The sequence below is a fragment of the Nocardia sp. NPDC060249 genome, from assembly GCF_042728755.1.
Taxonomy (GTDB): Bacteria; Actinomycetota; Actinomycetes; order Mycobacteriales; family Mycobacteriaceae; genus Nocardia.
Window position 1 is genome coordinate 40619 of sequence record NZ_JBHXAQ010000002.1, and the last position, 14547, is coordinate 55165.

General features: G+C 68.2%; 13 protein-coding genes. 7 read left to right on the plus strand and 6 right to left on the minus strand.

The window, feature by feature from the left end; all coding sequences use genetic code 11:
* Positions 1-61 precede the first annotated feature (61 nt).
* Both ACFWFP_RS07750 and ACFWFP_RS07755 read right to left on the minus strand, forming a co-directional pair.
* A complete protein-coding gene (locus ACFWFP_RS07750; RefSeq protein WP_379293895.1) occupies positions 62-718 on the minus strand; it encodes a CPBP family intramembrane glutamic endopeptidase in 657 nt (218 codons plus the stop codon).
* A 9-nt stretch (positions 719-727) separates the two neighbouring features.
* The gene (locus ACFWFP_RS07755) at positions 728-1474 is read right to left on the minus strand and encodes an NAD-dependent deacetylase (protein WP_379293897.1); all 747 of its coding nucleotides are present in this window, start codon (positions 1472-1474) and stop codon (positions 728-730) included.
* A gap of 122 nt (positions 1475-1596) precedes the next feature.
* On the opposite strand from ACFWFP_RS07755, the gene ACFWFP_RS07760 reads away from it, so the two are divergent.
* On the plus strand, positions 1597-2334 hold the full coding sequence (locus tag ACFWFP_RS07760) for a hypothetical protein (protein ID WP_379293899.1): 738 nt from the start codon (positions 1597-1599) through the stop codon (positions 2332-2334).
* A gap of 5 nt (positions 2335-2339) precedes the next feature.
* Here ACFWFP_RS07760 and ppk2 read toward each other — a convergent pair whose 3' ends face one another.
* On the minus strand, positions 2340-3275 hold the full coding sequence (gene ppk2, locus ACFWFP_RS07765; protein WP_379293901.1) for a polyphosphate kinase 2: 936 nt from the start codon (positions 3273-3275) through the stop codon (positions 2340-2342).
* Between the two features lie 202 nt (positions 3276-3477).
* Here ppk2 and ACFWFP_RS07770 point away from each other — a divergent pair, with 202 nt between their 5' ends.
* From ACFWFP_RS07770 to ACFWFP_RS07795, 6 genes are all read left to right on the plus strand, one after another.
* A complete protein-coding gene (locus ACFWFP_RS07770) occupies positions 3478-4956 on the plus strand; it encodes a sugar porter family MFS transporter (RefSeq protein ID WP_379293903.1) in 1479 nt (492 codons plus the stop codon).
* An 82-nt stretch (positions 4957-5038) separates the two neighbouring features.
* A complete protein-coding gene (locus ACFWFP_RS07775) occupies positions 5039-7438 on the plus strand; it encodes a glycoside hydrolase family 65 protein (RefSeq protein WP_379295101.1) in 2400 nt (799 codons plus the stop codon).
* Positions 7435-8193 carry an HAD family hydrolase gene (locus ACFWFP_RS07780; RefSeq protein WP_379293905.1) on the plus strand — a complete coding sequence of 253 codons (759 nt, stop codon included), beginning with the start codon at positions 7435-7437 and terminating at the stop codon, positions 8191-8193. The genes ACFWFP_RS07775 and ACFWFP_RS07780 overlap by 4 nt, the downstream gene beginning before the upstream one ends.
* A 136-nt stretch (positions 8194-8329) precedes the next feature.
* Positions 8330-9556, plus strand: coding sequence for a hypothetical protein (locus ACFWFP_RS07785; RefSeq protein WP_379293907.1), 1227 nt, complete (start codon positions 8330-8332; stop codon positions 9554-9556).
* 136 nt (positions 9557-9692) lie between these two features.
* Positions 9693-10769 (plus strand): metallophosphoesterase, encoded by a 1077-nt coding sequence (locus ACFWFP_RS07790; protein ID WP_379293909.1) that lies wholly within the window; start codon positions 9693-9695, stop codon positions 10767-10769.
* 46 nt (positions 10770-10815) lie between these two features.
* A complete protein-coding gene (locus tag ACFWFP_RS07795) occupies positions 10816-11433 on the plus strand; it encodes a class I SAM-dependent methyltransferase (protein ID WP_379293911.1) in 618 nt (205 codons plus the stop codon).
* 9 nt (positions 11434-11442) lie between these two features.
* On the opposite strand, the gene ACFWFP_RS07800 is transcribed toward ACFWFP_RS07795, so the two are convergent.
* The 3 genes from ACFWFP_RS07800 to ACFWFP_RS07810 form a co-directional block, all read right to left on the minus strand.
* Positions 11443-12378 (minus strand): sigma-70 family RNA polymerase sigma factor, encoded by a 936-nt coding sequence (locus ACFWFP_RS07800; RefSeq protein WP_379293913.1) that lies wholly within the window; start codon positions 12376-12378, stop codon positions 11443-11445.
* 10 nt (positions 12379-12388) lie between these two features.
* The gene (locus tag ACFWFP_RS07805) at positions 12389-13573 is read right to left on the minus strand and encodes an NAD(P)/FAD-dependent oxidoreductase (RefSeq protein WP_379293915.1); all 1185 of its coding nucleotides are present in this window, start codon (positions 13571-13573) and stop codon (positions 12389-12391) included.
* Positions 13574-13650: 77 nt separating this feature from the next.
* Positions 13651-14499, minus strand: coding sequence for an alpha/beta fold hydrolase (locus ACFWFP_RS07810; RefSeq protein WP_379293917.1), 849 nt, complete (start codon positions 14497-14499; stop codon positions 13651-13653).
* Between the last annotated feature and the right edge of the window lie 48 nt (positions 14500-14547).

The window sequence follows — 14547 nt, forward strand, 5'->3', positions numbered from 1 at the left end:
ACCATCCAGCACTACGACGCAACGCCGCCGAGAGTTCACCTCGGCCCCGCGTCGAGAAAAGTTACGCGGCCGCGGCCCCGTGATAGAACAAGTCGCCGAGGCCGACGGTGAACACGAGGATGCCGTAGAGAGCATGCTCCACCGAGGTGGTGAGCAGCGAGCGGGTCCGCCGATACCGGACTGCGAACAGAACACCGGCTGCCGCGCTCAGCAGCACCGAGATCCAGTTGCCGACGATGAAGTGGGCGAAACCGAACGCGACGGCGCTGGCGGCGATCATGCGCGGACCGTCGCCGAAGATCGGCGCGTAGCGGTGGAACAGGAAGGCGCGGAACAGCAGTTCCTGCGGATAGACGCTGACCAGCGGATAGAACACCAGGACCAGGACCCAGATCAGGGGACGTTCGCGTGGCAGATCGAACAGCGAATCGGGCCGGAACACCGCCACCGCGGCGGCGAGGGTCAGAGCCGAGATCGCCCAGAGCGCGAGGATGCCGGGCAGGGTGGGACGCAGTGCGTCGGCCCGCCAGAAGTCGCGACGGTCGAAACCGGTGCGGCGCAGGTAGATCACGATGCCGACGGTGATCACCACAAGGAAAGGCAGCGGGCTCACTCCGCGCAGCAACGCCGCGAACAAGCCGGTCAGGCCGAAGAAGAGGGCGACGAATTCGACTGTGAGCCAGGTCTTCCGGCTGGTGCGGCCGGTGTCGACGGTCATCTGCCGAGATTAGCCGTTGTGCTCGGCCTTCGTCGTGGCCAATGTTGCCAGCAGGGCGGGCAGCGCGGTGCCGATGGGTTCGCGGATGACCTCGTCGGCTAGGTCGTCGTAGGGGGTGGGTTCGGCGTTGACGATGATCAGGCGGGCCCCGTGATCGGCGGCGACACCGGCCAGCGACGCGGCGGGTTGGACCTGCAGGCTGGTGCCGGCGGCGATGAACACGGTGCAGGCCTGGGCGATCGCCATGGCGTGCCCGAGCACTTCGGGGTCGAGTGCTTGGCCGAACATGACCGTCGCGGTTTTGAGGATGCCGCCACAGCGCAGGCAGGCGGGGTCGGGTTCGCCCGCGGTGACGCGGTCGAGGGCCTGCTCGGTGGTGGTGCGGTCGTCGCAGGAGGTGCACAGCACCGTGCGGGCGTTGCCGTGCAGTTCGAGGACTTTGCGGTCGGGCAGGCCGGCGAGCTGGTGCAGTCCGTCGACGTTCTGGGTGATCACGCGCACCGCCGTCCCGGTGGCGGCCAGTGCGGTGACGGCCTGGTGGGCGGGGTTGGGCCGGGCACGCCAGGCGGGGTGCTCGCCACGCATGAGCCAGGATCGGCGGCGGATGTCGGGATCGGCCATGTAGTAGTCGTAGGTGACCAGTTTCTGGGCGTCGGGGTCGCGCTGCCACAGGCCCGCCGGGCCGCGATAGTCCGGGATTCCGCTGTCGGTGGAGACACCGGCGCCGGACAGGATCGCCACGAGCTGGTTGGTCATGGGATCCAGCCTAGGTGCGGTCGAGGGGATTTCGGTCGTTGCCCTCGCGAAGGGGCTACCGCATCTGACTATGGAACGCTAAAGTCTGCCTGGAGTGGACAACAGCGGAAGGTGGCAGACGAATGACGTCGGCAGCGGTCAAACGGCAGGTACTCGAACTCGGTGGGGCGTTCATGATCTCGCGCGAGGCCAGGGCGTTCGGGGAGACGACCGGGGTGGCCGGGTTCCACGGCGCTTACACGCGAGGACGTGGTGGGGTGCTCGGTGACGTCGACGCCGACGTGGTGACCGCCGCCTTCGGCTTCTTCGAACCCGGATGTGTGCGTGCCGCATGGGAATCGGTGCCGATGCCCGCCGCCGACGCCGCGGTGGAATACATGGTCGCGTGTCGTGATTTCGGGCAACGCAAGCTGGCCGCGTTCGAGCAGGCCGACCGGCTCGCGCACCTGCTGCGCCGTGTGGTCGATGCCGCACCCTCGACCGGGCTGCCGCTGTTCGCCGGCTGGCGGGCCATGCCGGTGCCCGAGGACGGGCGGGCCGCGGTGCTGCAACTGACCCATGTGCTGCGCGAGCTTCGTGGCGGACTGCACCTGGTGGCGGTGATGGCCAACGGCCTGACCCCGCTGCAGGCGATCCTGGTCGCGGGCTCCCCGATCCTCGACGGACCCGGTCACGCGAAATTTCTCGGCTGGACCGAACCGTTCGAGACGGTCACCGACGATGTGCGGGTGCGCTGGGACGCGGCGGAGAAGCTGACCGACGAACTGATCGCACCCTGCTTCGACGTCCTCGACGACGCGGAGCGCGACGAGATCGCCACGCTGATGCTCGACGCGCACCGAGTCGCCTTGACTCGCTAGAACATTCAGGAACCGATGACGTCGCGCCCGCGGCCCACGATCAGTGGGTCGGCGGTGCCGACGATCTCGGCATCCTTGTTGTCGTAGTCGAACCCGCTCAGCACGTGCCGCATCGCGTTGAGCCTGGCGCGTTTCTTGTCGTTGCTCTTGACCACGATCCACGGCGCGTGGTCGGTGTCGGTGTGCTCGAAGTTCTCTTCCTTGGCCGCGGTGTAGTCGTCCCATTTGTCGAGCGAGGCCAGGTCCATGGGCGAGAGCTTCCAGTGCCGCACCGGGTCGACCTGGCGGATGGCGAAGCGGGTGCGCTGCTCCAGGGGTGAGACCGAGAACCAGAACTTGACCAGGTCGATACCGTCGTCGACGAGCATCCGTTCGAACAGCGGCACCTGCGCGAGGAACCGTCGATGCTGTTCGGGCGTGCAGAAATCCATCACCCGTTCGACACCGGCGCGGTTGTACCAGGAACGGTCGAACAGCACGATCTCACCCGCGGCGGGCAGGTGCTCGACGTAGCGCTGGAAATACCACTGGGTGGATTCGCGCGCGGAGGGCTTCTCCAGCGCCACGACCCGGGCCCCGCGCGGATTCAGGTGTTCCATGAATCGTTTGATGGTGCCGCCCTTGCCCGCGGCGTCGCGACCCTCGAACACGATGACGACGCGGCGACCGGTGGCCTTGACCCAGTTCTGCAGTTTCAGCAGTTCGATCTGCAGTAACCGCTTGTCGAGGTCGTATCGCAGGCGCGAGAGGCGCTCGTCGTAGGGGTAGCCCTCGCGCCAGGTGTCGACGACCAGGCCGCCGGGTTCGGTGAGCAGGATCGGATCGTCGTCGTCGCTGTCGTCGACGGTGAATCCGGTGGTGTCGGCCAGGTTCACCACGGTCGCGAGATCGGCGATCTCGCTGATATCACGGGGGATCGGACGAGTCTCGACATCGGTCATCCCCGTGACGCTAAAGGGTGCGCGTGTCGCGAAGGTGAACGTGCGGTGCCCAGCGCAGCCGCCACGCCGACCCGGCAACACGGCGATGTGGGCTCGGTATCGTGAATTCCTGCAGATGGCACCCCCTGCGGGGCAGACTGTGATCTGATTCACGCCGCTACTCGCGAGGCGGCCGCTGCCCGCCGTGGAGAGGACGACGCCGATGCATGATGGAGGGTCCTTCAGCGACCAGTCCGCTCTCCCCGACGGCGAGCCGACCTCGGGCAGCCGGGTGATCCGGATCGCGTCCGTCGCGGCGCTGGGCGGATTGTTGTTCGGCTTCGACAGTGCCGTGATCAACGGGGCGGTCTCGGCGATCCAATCCGAATTCGATGTCGCCGACGCCGTTCTCGGCTTCGCGGTGGCCTCGGCGCTGCTCGGCGCCGCCGCGGGCGCCATGACCGCGGGCCGCGTCGCCGACCGTATCGGCAGGCTCAAGGTGATGAAGATCGCCGCGGTCCTGTTCTTCCTCAGCGCGGTGGTCACCGCTTTCGCGCCCGATGTCTGGATCCTGGTCGTGGGCCGGGTGATCGGTGGTGTCGGTGTCGGGGTGGCCTCGGTCATCGCCCCTGCCTATATCGCCGAGACCTCGCCCGCGCGCATCCGCGGCAGGCTCGGCTCACTGCAGCAGCTGGCCATCGTGCTCGGCATCTTCCTGGCCCTGCTGGTGGACTACGTGCTCGCCCACCTCGCCGGTGGCGCGAGTGAGATCCTGTGGTTCGGGCTCGAAGCCTGGCGCTGGATGTTCTTGTCCATGGTGGTGCCCGCCGTGGTCTACGGCGTGCTGGCCTCCACGATCCCGGAGTCACCGCGCTACCTGGTCGCCACACACAAGATCCCCGAGGCGCGGCGCGTGCTGTCGATGCTGTTCGGTGAGAAGAACCTCGAGCTCACCATCGGCCGTATCGAGGAGAGCCTGCGCAGCGACACCAAGCCGTCCTGGCAGGACCTGCGCCGTCCGGCGGGCGGGCTCTACCCCGTTGTGTGGGTGGGGTTGATGCTGTCGGTGTTCCAGCAGGCGGTGGGCATCAACGTGATCTTCTACTACTCGAACGTGCTGTGGGAGGCCGTCGGCTTCGAGGAAACCCAGTCGTTCCAGATCAGCGTGTTCACCTCGGTGGTCAACATCGCCACCACGATCGTCGCGATCATGCTCATCGACAAGGTGGGCCGCAAACCGCTGCTGCTGACCGGCTCGATCGGCATGACCGTCACGCTGGCCACGATGGCGATCTGCTTCGGCAGCGCCGACCAGGTGCCCGACGCCGAGGGCGTCATGGAGCCGCACCTGACCGGTGCACTCGGCCCGATCGCGCTGGTCGCGGCGAACCTGTTCGTCGTCTTCTTCGGGATGAGCTGGGGACCGGTCGTCTGGGTGCTGCTCGGGGAGATGTTCCCCAACCGGATCCGTGGCGCCGCGCTGTCGCTCGCCGCGGCGGGCCAGTGGGCGGCGAACTGGGCGATCACCGTCTCGTTCCCCAGTCTGAAGACCTTCTCGCTCGGCTTCGCCTACGGGATGTACGCGGTGTTCGCGCTGCTGTCACTGGGCTTCGTCGCCAAGTTCGTGCCCGAGACCAAAGGCATGTCGCTCGAGGACATGGACGAGGCCACCGGCTACGAACGACCCACCGCCACCGCCTGACCCGGCCCTGACTCCTCCCACGGCGTCACCATCGCAGTGCGGTCATCGATACCTCTCACCCCTCGACGAGGAAGGCTGCGTGATGCATTCGGCCTACGGCTACCCGGCACAGACGGACCGGGCACCGCGCGCGAGCCGCGGTGCGACGGCGGACGCGCGGACCCACTCGAACGAGGCGACACCGTGGACTCTGGTCGAGGACTCCTGGAACCCGCAGCGCGCCAACTACTTCGAGACGATGTTCACCGTCGGCAACGGGCGCCTGGGCACCCGGGGCTCGCTCGAGGAACGGCACACGGGCGCGTTGCCGGGTACGTTCATCGCCGGTGTCTACGACGCCTACGATTCCCCGGTCATCGATCTGGTGAACGCGCCGGACTGGCTCGACAGCGAGGTCTTCGTCGACGGTATGCGCCTGGACACCGAGTCCGCGCAGGTGGTCGAGCACCGCCGGGAGCTGGATCTGCGCAGCGGAGTCCTGCACCGCGACACCGTGTTCCGGCTGCCCGGCGGTGCGCGAGCCAGGCTGCGGACCGAGCGGTTCGCCAGTACCGCCGATCGAGATCTGTGCTGTGTGCGGATCGAAGTGACGTGCCTGGACCGCGCGGGGGCAGTCACGGTGCGCACCGGAATCGATGCGAACCGGCGCAATCTCGAACGGTTGCCTGCCTATCGCGAACAGACGGCATTCGGCTATGAACGCAAGTGGGACAAATGGGCCAAGTCCACGCACCTGGTGTCGGCCGGTGCGGGATTCGACGGTGAGGCCGGTGTCATCGAGAGCCGCACCATCGACAGCGGGGTCGAGCTGGCCTACGCCTTCACCTGCTCGGCCGACAGCGGGCAGCGGCACCAGCGTTCCCGCCACGACGGCATCGCGGTGGAGTGGCACTTCGACGCGGGCCCCGACGAAACCGTGCGGGTCGACAAACTCGTCGGCATCGCCACCAGCCGCGACTATCGAGCGGTGCGCCCACCTCGCCAGCGCGCCCTCGACACCGTGGCGCGCGCGAACTCGTTCGATGCTGCCGCGGCGGCGAACCGGGCGGCCTGGGACGGGCTGTGGGCCGACGCCGACTGCGAAGTGGTCGGCGACGCTCGGGCGACTCAGGCGCTACGGTTCGCGATCTATCACCTGCTGATCGCCGCGGACCCCGAGGATCCGACCGTGAGCATCGGCGCGAAAGCGCTGTCGGGCGAAGGGTATCGGGGGCATGTCTTCTGGGACACGGAGGTGATGCTGCTGCCGTTCTTCCTGTTCACCCAGCCGCGCGCGGCCCGTGCGCTGCTGGGCTACCGCTACCACACCCTGCCCGGTGCACGGGAGGTGGCCGCCGGCAACGGAACCGGCGGCGCGCGCTATCCGTGGGAATCGGCCGATACCGGCCGTGAGGAATGTCCGCAATACACCCCGGATGGGAAAGACCGCTTCTACACCCGCGAGGAAGAACTGCACATCACCGCCGATATCGCCTACGCGATCATGCGGTACGCCGCCGTCACCGGCGATGACGACTACTTGTTCGGGGAAGGCGCCGAGATTCTGTTCGAGACCGCCCGATTCTGGGTGCAGCGGTGCGTCGAGGAAGGTGATGCGCTGGTCATCCGGACGGTGATGGGGCCGGACGAGTTCCACTCGCATGTGGACAACAACGCGTTCACCAACACACTGGTGCACTGGCATCTGCGGCAGGCGGCGGCGGTGTACGAACGGATGTCGGCGGAACGGCCGGAGCGCCTGCGCGACCTCATGGGTTCGATCGGGCTCGACCCGGGCGAACCGGCGCAGTGGCTGGCCACCGCGGAGCGGCTGCGCGCACCGACCGATCCCGACTGCGGTGTCATCGAACAATTCGACGGCTATTTCGATCGCACGGTGGTGCCCATCGTCGACTGGGACGACCACGGCATGCCGCGACTTCCGGCCGGCTACAGCCCGTTCGACTGCGAGACCACCTCGCTGCTCAAACAGCCCGATGTGGTGATGTTGCTGCACATGCTGCCCGACGAATACTCGCCGGCCACCCGGCGGCTGAACTACGAGTTCTACGAGCAGCGCACACTGCACAAGTCCTCGCTCAGCCCGTCGATCCACGCGATCGTGGGGTTGCAGGTGGGCGATTCCCGCACGGCGCAACGGTATTTCGAGCGGGCGGCGTTCGTCGATCTCGACGACAACCAGGGCAATACCGAAGAGGGAATCCACATCGCGTCGGCGGCCGGTACCTGGCAGGTCGCGACGCACGGCTTCGGGGGCTTACGCGCCGGCGCCGACGGATTACGTTTCGCGCCCGCGCTCCCGGCGTCCTGGCAGCGCTTGCGGTACTCGGTGCACTGGCGGGGCAGGCCGGTGCGAGTCGATCTCGGGCATCGGGACGCACGATTCGAGCTGGTCGGTGCGGGACCCGCGGTGCGGATCAGTGTGTGGGGTCGGCCGGTGACACTCGAACCCGGTGTCGTGGTCGAGGTCGAGGCGCCATGACCGGCGTATTCGACGCGCAGGCAGTGCTGTTCGATCTCGACGGCGTTCTCACCGACACCGCGGCGGTGCATCGGCGGGCGTGGTCGGCGCTGTTCACCGAGTTCCTGCCCGCCGTCGCGCCCGAAGCCGCCCCCTACACCGATGCCGACTACTTCGCGCTGGTGGACGGCAAAGCACGCGCGGCGGGCGTGCGGTCGGTGCTGGCCTCGCGCGGGGTGCGTGTGCCCGACGGTGAGCTGGACGACCCACCCGGTGCGCAGACGGTGCACGGGCTGGGCAACCGCAAGAACGTCTGTTTCACCGAGATCATCCGTGGTGACGGTGTCGAGGTGTTCGACGGGTCGGTGCGTCTGGTCGACGCGCTCGCTCTCGCCGGTGTCCCGATGGCGGTGGTGTCGAGCTCGCGCAACGCGGTGCTCGTGCTCGACACCGCAGGTCTGCTCGGCAGGTTCGCGGTGGTGATCGACGGTGTGGTTGCCCACGACGAGGGCCTCGCGAGCAAACCGGCGCCCGACACGTTCCTCACGGCCGCACAGGGTTTGGACGTGGACCCGGCGCGCACGGTGGTGATCGAGGACGCGGTGTCGGGGGTCGAAGCGGGGCGCCGGGGTGGATTCCGGGTGATCGGGGTCGACCGGGGGACCGGCGCCTCGGCGTTGTGGACCGCCGGTGCCGATGTCGTCGTCAGCGACTTGGCCCAGCTGCTCGAAGACCAGCTGGGCCTGCGCGGCACTGCGGTGTCAGGGGAGATCTGAGTTACCCGACGTGAACTGAACTAGTGTCCAAGTTGGGCAAGTGTTCATGTAAACGGGACTGTTTCGGAAACCGGGCGGCCATAGGTTCGGATCGAACGATTTCGCCCTGTCACCCCCTGGTCGGAGATCACCGCACATGCGAATGCCCCTGCCCCGCCGTGCCGCGCCCTGCCTCGGTTCCCTCACCGCATTGACCCTGGTCACGGGCATGATGCTCGCGCCCGGCACCGCACAGGCCGACGTATCCGCGACTCTGGCCACGACGCCGATCAGCGATGCCACCGCCGTGTGCACCAGCGGCGCACCGACTTTCGACGACGTGGTGACCGCTGCTGCCTCGGTGCTGCGCGGCACCGTCGGGCCCGCGCAATTGCTCGCCTATGACCAGCGGGTTGCCGATTTCCGGGCCGGGATCGCCGCGCTGCGGGTGCACCGCGACGGGCTGCCGCTGCGCCCGGAACAGGTCGGCGTACGGCCCGCCGAACTCGACGATCCGATCGTCACCTACCTCGTGAACGGTCTGGACGCGGTGCGCACCGGGCGCATCGACGAGACGATGTCGGTCTCGCAGCTGACCGTCAACGACGCCATCGAGGTGTTCATCCTGGCGACCGGCATCGTCAAGATCCCGGCCGAACTCGTCGCGGGCATGGTGCCCACCGTCGGGATGTTCCTCAAACCGGTGGTCGGCGCGGTGTTCACCGGAACCAAGGCGCTGGCCCGTGCGGTGCAGAACTCGATCGACGCCGGCTGCGTGGCGCCGAACGTGTACCCGCCGCTGGAACTCCGCGACGCCGTCATCGAGCCCGTGCGGGTTCCCCAGCCCATCGAGGATCTGGCCGCACTGGTCATGAACGCCGACGGCACCTGCACGCCCGTCGCGGAATTGACCCTGGCCACCGTCGTGGAGCGCGCCCGCGCCTTCCTCGACAGTGGGGCCGTGGCGGTGGACCGGGTCGCGATGCACCAGGCGGCCGACGCGCTCCAGGAGTTCCTGGCGGGCAATCGGGTCGCCGAGGTGATGCTGATGCGCCGTGCCGACGACCTCGGCCCGCTGGTCGAGGCCCTCGACCTGGGCCCGCTGACCTTCCTGGCCAACCTCGGCGCCGACCTCGCCGAAGGCAAGGCTCTCGACACGGTGCCGTTGGCGCAGGTCCAGGTCGAGCACGCCTTCGATCTCGCGACCCTGACCCTCGACATCACCAGCTTGCTGTTCTCGGCGGGCACCACCGTCGCCGGGTTCGCCGGAATCACCGAAACGGTCACCACGCCGCTGTCGATCGTGCAGAAACTGGTGTTCGCGCCGACCGACTACGGCGCGCCGATCGTGCGCGGTGTCATCCAATCGATGTGCGCGGTGTAGCCCTGGCCTCGCCGACATGCGCGAGGCTGACGAACGATCCGCGGCTGCGCCCGTTAGGCTGCGGCGGCGTCGCGAACATGCCACTGTGCTTCGATCAGGTCAGTTGTCCAGCAGAGCCACTACCCAGAAGGTGACCATGCACGATCAGTTCTCGTCCGGAATCGGCCGTCGTGAAGTTCTGGCAGGCGCCGCCGGTGTCGTCGCGGGCCTGTCACTGGTGGGCCTCACGCCCGCCGCGGCGGTGCCTGCCGAGGTACCCAAGTTCACCCCGCAGGCCGGACGGAACGTGCGGGTGCTGGTCACCGGCGACGCGGGCACCGGCACCCGCACCCAGTGGGCGGTAGCCGACGCGGCCCGCGAATTCCACGCGCGCCGGCCGTTCTCGCTCGCGGTGGGCCTGGGCGACAACATCTACGACTCCGGACCCAACGGCCCCGACGACGAACAGTTCGCCACGAAATTCGAGAATCCCAATGCGGGACTGGACATTCCGTGGGCCATGGTGCTCGGCAACCACGACACCAGCTCGGTGTTCCCCGGCGACGGCGGCTGGCTGGCACGCGGCAACTTCGAGGTGGCCTACCATGCGAAGTCGCAGCGCTGGTGGATGCCGAGCCGCTACTACTCGGTGCGCGTGCCCGAACAGAACCCGGTCGTGGAGTTCTTCGTGCTCGACATCAATCCCCTCGCGGCCTACATCCCGCCGTTCCTCGACCCGTACTGGGCCGTCGACGGGCCGTACATGAACGAACAGCGCGCCTGGCTCGACGCCGCACTCGCCGAGTCCACCGCGCCGTGGAAGATCGCCTGCACCCATCAGGCCTACATCAGCAACGGCCCGCACGGCGACGCGGGCAACTACGAGGGTCTGCCGGTCGAACCGATCAACGGCGTCCACGCCAAGCGTTTCTTCGAAGACCACGTGCTGGGCAAGGTGTCGTTTCTGCTGTCGGGCCACGACCACACCCTGCAGGTGCTCGAACCGACGCCGGCCACCAAGGGCACCCGCCAGATCGTGTCGGGCGCGGCGGGCAAGACCGCGGGCGGTCAGCCGCGGCTGACGAGCGATGCGCACAGCGCGCTGTTCGAAACCCAGCACGAACTGGGGTTCATGGTCTTGGACCTCACCGCGGACTCGGTGAACCTGACAGTGCTCACTGTCGACCCCGCCTCGGGCGCGAGCACCGAGGTCTTCAACCGACGACTGGGCTGAGCGCGACCGGGTGCGGAAAACGCGGTGGCGGGAGGATGATCGGTGGATGGGCTTCTACACCGACCGGATCCTCCCGCACCTGACCGACAAAGTCTGCGGCGTCGCCCAGAACGGGCCGCTGCGGCAGCGAACCTGCGCCGGGTTACACGGCGAGGTCCTCGAAATCGGGTTCGGGTCGGGCAACAACATCGGGTTCTATCCGGCCGCGGTCGAGCGGGTCAGCGGGGTCGAGCCCGCGGACACCGCGTGGAAGATCGCCGCGAAACGTGTTGCGGGCAGCTCGACTCCGATCGAACGCGCGGGCCTGGACGGCCAGTCGCTGCCGTTTGCCGACGCCACCTTCGACACCGCCCTGTCCGCCTTCACCCTGTGCACCATCCCCGACATCGCGGCGGCACTCGCCGAGATCCGCCGGGTTCTGCGCCCCGGGGGCACTTTGCACTTCGTCGAGCACGGACTCGCGCCGGAGGAGTCGGTGCAGACCTGGCAGCATCGCCTCGACCCGATCCAGCAGAAGATCGCCGGCGGTTGTCACCTCTCGCGCGACATCGCGGGACTGATCACCGACGCGGGCTTCGAGATCACCGAACTCGACCGGTTCTACCAGCCGGGCGCCCCGAAAGCCTGGGCCGCGTTGTCCCTCGGCGTCGCGGGCAGTTCCTGACACGGCCGATCACCACGATCGGACCAGCGGGGCGTCATGGTCGCGCCGCTGCCATTCGGCGGTGAGCCGTCCCAGCCGGTGCGGTGCGGCGATGCTGCGCAGGCCGGCGATCTTGTCCGCACGCATCTCCAGGATCGCGACCCCCAGTACTCGATCGCCGAGCGTGACGAGCACCGCCGGGCAGCCGTTGACCACGACAGCGTACATCGATGGCGAGCCACCGGCGAGGCGTCGCTTGGCCGGACTCGGTGTGAAACCGGCGCGCACCGCGGTGGCGAGTCGTTGCGGGGTCGCGTACCGGATCAGCTTCGCGGCCAGCCCGCCGACGCCGTCGGAGAGCCCGGTCGCGTCATCGGTCAGTAGCGCGATCAGCCGATCGGTGCGACCCGAGGTCGCGGCATCGATGAACGCCTCGACGACCCGGCGGGCGGCACCGTGATCGATGTCGGTGGTGCGCGCGACGGTGATCCGCCCACGAGCCCGGTGCAGGTGCTGCTGACTCGCCGCAACGGTGATGTCGAGGATTGCGGCGATCTCGGCATGCCGGTACGCGAAGGCCTCGTGCAGCACGTACACGGCACGTTCGGTCGGCGACAACCGTTCCATCAGCGTCAGCACCGCCAGGGTCACCGATTCGCGCTGCTCGACGGTGTCGGCGGGCCCGAGCATCGGGTCGCCGTCGAGCAGCGGTTCGGGCATCCAGGCGCCGACCGCGCGTTCGTGGCGCGCCTTCGCCGAGCGGAGCCGGTCGAGAGCCAGGTTGGTGACGATCTTGGTCAGCCACGCCTCCGGCACTTCGACGTAGTCGCGGTCGGCGGCCTGCCACCGCAGGAACGCGTCCTGGACCGTGTCCTCGGCGTCGGCGGCAGAGCCGAGCAGACGGTAGGCGATCGAGGCCAGCCGGTTGCGGCTGGCCTCGAAACGCGCCACGGTGGCAGTGTCCATGAGCACGACTCTAGGTCGCGACCACGGCGTGGGGTCGGTCGGCGGCCGCACGGTACCGGCGGCTGGGCATACCGAACGTGGGATGGCTCAGGCTCCAGGGATTGGCCCCGAGGATCACCGCTTTGACGCGGGCGGCGCTGCGCCCACACAGCGCCCACGACTTCGATCGCGCGTCAGCGTCGACCACCTGGAAGATCCCGTCCTTGCGGCCGAGGCTGATGTGGTTGCCCACATACGACAGCGAAGTCGTCGAGATCTTGCGCCCGGTCCGGTCTCCGACGATGGTGGCCGTGGCCTGCATGCTGGTGAATCCCGCGGACGCGCACGACATCGGCAACGGTAAACCGTTGTCACCGATGACGAAGGCGCTGTCACCGGCGACGTAGACGTCCGGGTGTGAGACCGACCGCATCTGGCGGTCGACGGTGATCTGGCCGTTGGGTTCCACCGCGAGAGCGCTGGTCGCGGCGATCGGATGCACGGCGAACCCGGCTGCCCACACCGTGGCCTGGGCGGCGAAAACGGTGCCGTCGGCGGCGACGGCACCCGCCGCCTCGACACGGGCGATGGTGGTGTTCTCGTGGACGGTGATGGCGAGTCGGTCGAAGGCGTCGAACAGGTGGCGGCGGGCCTTGCCGCCCAGCCACCCGCCGAGTTCGCCGCGGGTGGCCAGGCTCACCTGAAGCTCTGGATGGGATTCGGCGATCTCGGTGGCAGCCTCGATCGCGGTCAGATTGCCGCCGACCACCAGGACCTTCCCGTTGGCGCCCAGGTCGGCCAGACGCGCGCGCAGGCGCAGCGCGGCCGGGCGCGACGCGACGTGGAAGGCGTGCTCGGCGGCCCCGTCGACGCTGTGGACGTCGGCGGTACTGCCCAGCGAGTAGAGCAGGGTGTCGTAGTCGAGCGTGTCGAGGTGGTCGCCGTCGGCGATCGTGACCGTGCGGTGGTCGACATCGACACCGGTCACCCGCGCCACCCGCAGCCGGATGCCGGTGCCTTCGAACACGGCCGTCAGCGGCCGGTGGCGCAGATTCTGCCCGGCGGCGAGTTGATGATTGCGCAGCCGCTCGGCGAAATCGGGTTCGGCGTTGACGACGGTGATCTCGAAGTCGTCGGAATGGAGTCGGCGGGCCAGTGCCCCGGCGGAGAAGGCTCCGGCGTATCCGGCCCCGAGGACGACGATGCGGTGCTTCATGAGTGGCTCCTGTCTGGTTCGTGCCTTCTGAACGAGACAGGAGCCGAAACCCTGACAGGATCAATCAGTGACGTGGGTCACGCCCGGGTGGCGCGGGAGGTTGCCAGGAACTCGGTGATCGCGGCGGCGACGGCGGTGGGCTGGTCGAGCATCGACAACACGTAGGCGTCGTCGATTTCGACCAGGCGGGAACGGGGGATCAGGGCGGCCAGGCGGGGGCCGTGGGAGCGGGGCATGACCTTGCCCGCGGACGACCACAGGATGAGCGTTTCGCCGGAGAAGCGTTGCAGAGCTTCGGTATTGGTGACGAGTTCACGTTTGTCGAAGCCGGAACGGGTGTAGGCGAGCAGGTCGGCGCGGATACGGGGGTCGCGCAGACCCGGTTCGGTCCAGGCGTGGACCAAGGCGTCGGGGAGGGGAGTTTTCGCCATCCAACCGAACATCACCGGGCTGCGGCGCAGCCAGCCGATGCGCATCTGACGCAAGGCCAGGGTGACGCCGCCGGGCAGAACGGAGGCGAGGGCGGCGGTTTTGCCCGGGAGGCCGGGCGGGAAGTTGTCGAAGGCTTCGCTGGGGAAGATGATCAGGCGCCCGACCCGTTCGTCGAGGCCGTAGGCGGTGAGGAACAGGGCTCCGCCCCAATCGGAGTGCACGAGGGTGACGTCGTGTAGGTCCAGTGCGGCGAGGAAATCGGCAACGAGCTGGTTGAGGCCGCGCAAGCTCAGATCGGTGCCCGGGCGCAGCGGTTCGGGGTGGGCGCCCAGCGGTAGATCGAGCAGGAGGTAGCGGAAGCCGGTGGGCAGGTGGTCGAGGACCGTGTCCCAGACCGTGTGGTTCATCAACAGCCCGTGCAGCAGGACCACCGGGGGGCCTTCGCCGCGTTCGCGGTAGTGGATCCGGCCGGCATCGAGTTCGACGGTCGCCATGACATCCTCCCTTGCGCTCCACGATTAGAGCATTCGCTCTAGCGTGTT

Bases quoted from the DNA above. Each gene is read 5' to 3' on its own strand.
- ACFWFP_RS07750 (WP_379293895.1), bottom strand. From the start codon at position 718: ATGACCGTCGACACCGGCCGCACCAGCCGGAAGACCTGGCTCACAGTC.
- ACFWFP_RS07755 (WP_379293897.1), bottom strand. From the start codon at position 1,474: ATGACCAACCAGCTCGTGGCGATCCTGTCCGGCGCCGGTGTCTCCACC.
- ACFWFP_RS07760 (WP_379293899.1), top strand. From the start codon at position 1,597: ATGACGTCGGCAGCGGTCAAACGGCAGGTACTCGAACTCGGTGGGGCG.
- ppk2 (WP_379293901.1), bottom strand. From the start codon at position 3,275: ATGACCGATGTCGAGACTCGTCCGATCCCCCGTGATATCAGCGAGATC.
- ACFWFP_RS07770 (WP_379293903.1), top strand. From the start codon at position 3,478: ATGCATGATGGAGGGTCCTTCAGCGACCAGTCCGCTCTCCCCGACGGC.
- ACFWFP_RS07775 (WP_379295101.1), top strand. From the start codon at position 5,039: ATGCATTCGGCCTACGGCTACCCGGCACAGACGGACCGGGCACCGCGC.
- ACFWFP_RS07780 (WP_379293905.1), top strand. From the start codon at position 7,435: ATGACCGGCGTATTCGACGCGCAGGCAGTGCTGTTCGATCTCGACGGC.
- ACFWFP_RS07785 (WP_379293907.1), top strand. From the start codon at position 8,330: ATGCGAATGCCCCTGCCCCGCCGTGCCGCGCCCTGCCTCGGTTCCCTC.
- ACFWFP_RS07790 (WP_379293909.1), top strand. From the start codon at position 9,693: ATGCACGATCAGTTCTCGTCCGGAATCGGCCGTCGTGAAGTTCTGGCA.
- ACFWFP_RS07795 (WP_379293911.1), top strand. From the start codon at position 10,816: ATGGGCTTCTACACCGACCGGATCCTCCCGCACCTGACCGACAAAGTC.
- ACFWFP_RS07800 (WP_379293913.1), bottom strand. From the start codon at position 12,378: ATGGACACTGCCACCGTGGCGCGTTTCGAGGCCAGCCGCAACCGGCTG.
- ACFWFP_RS07805 (WP_379293915.1), bottom strand. From the start codon at position 13,573: ATGAAGCACCGCATCGTCGTCCTCGGGGCCGGATACGCCGGAGCCTTC.
- ACFWFP_RS07810 (WP_379293917.1), bottom strand. From the start codon at position 14,499: ATGGCGACCGTCGAACTCGATGCCGGCCGGATCCACTACCGCGAACGC.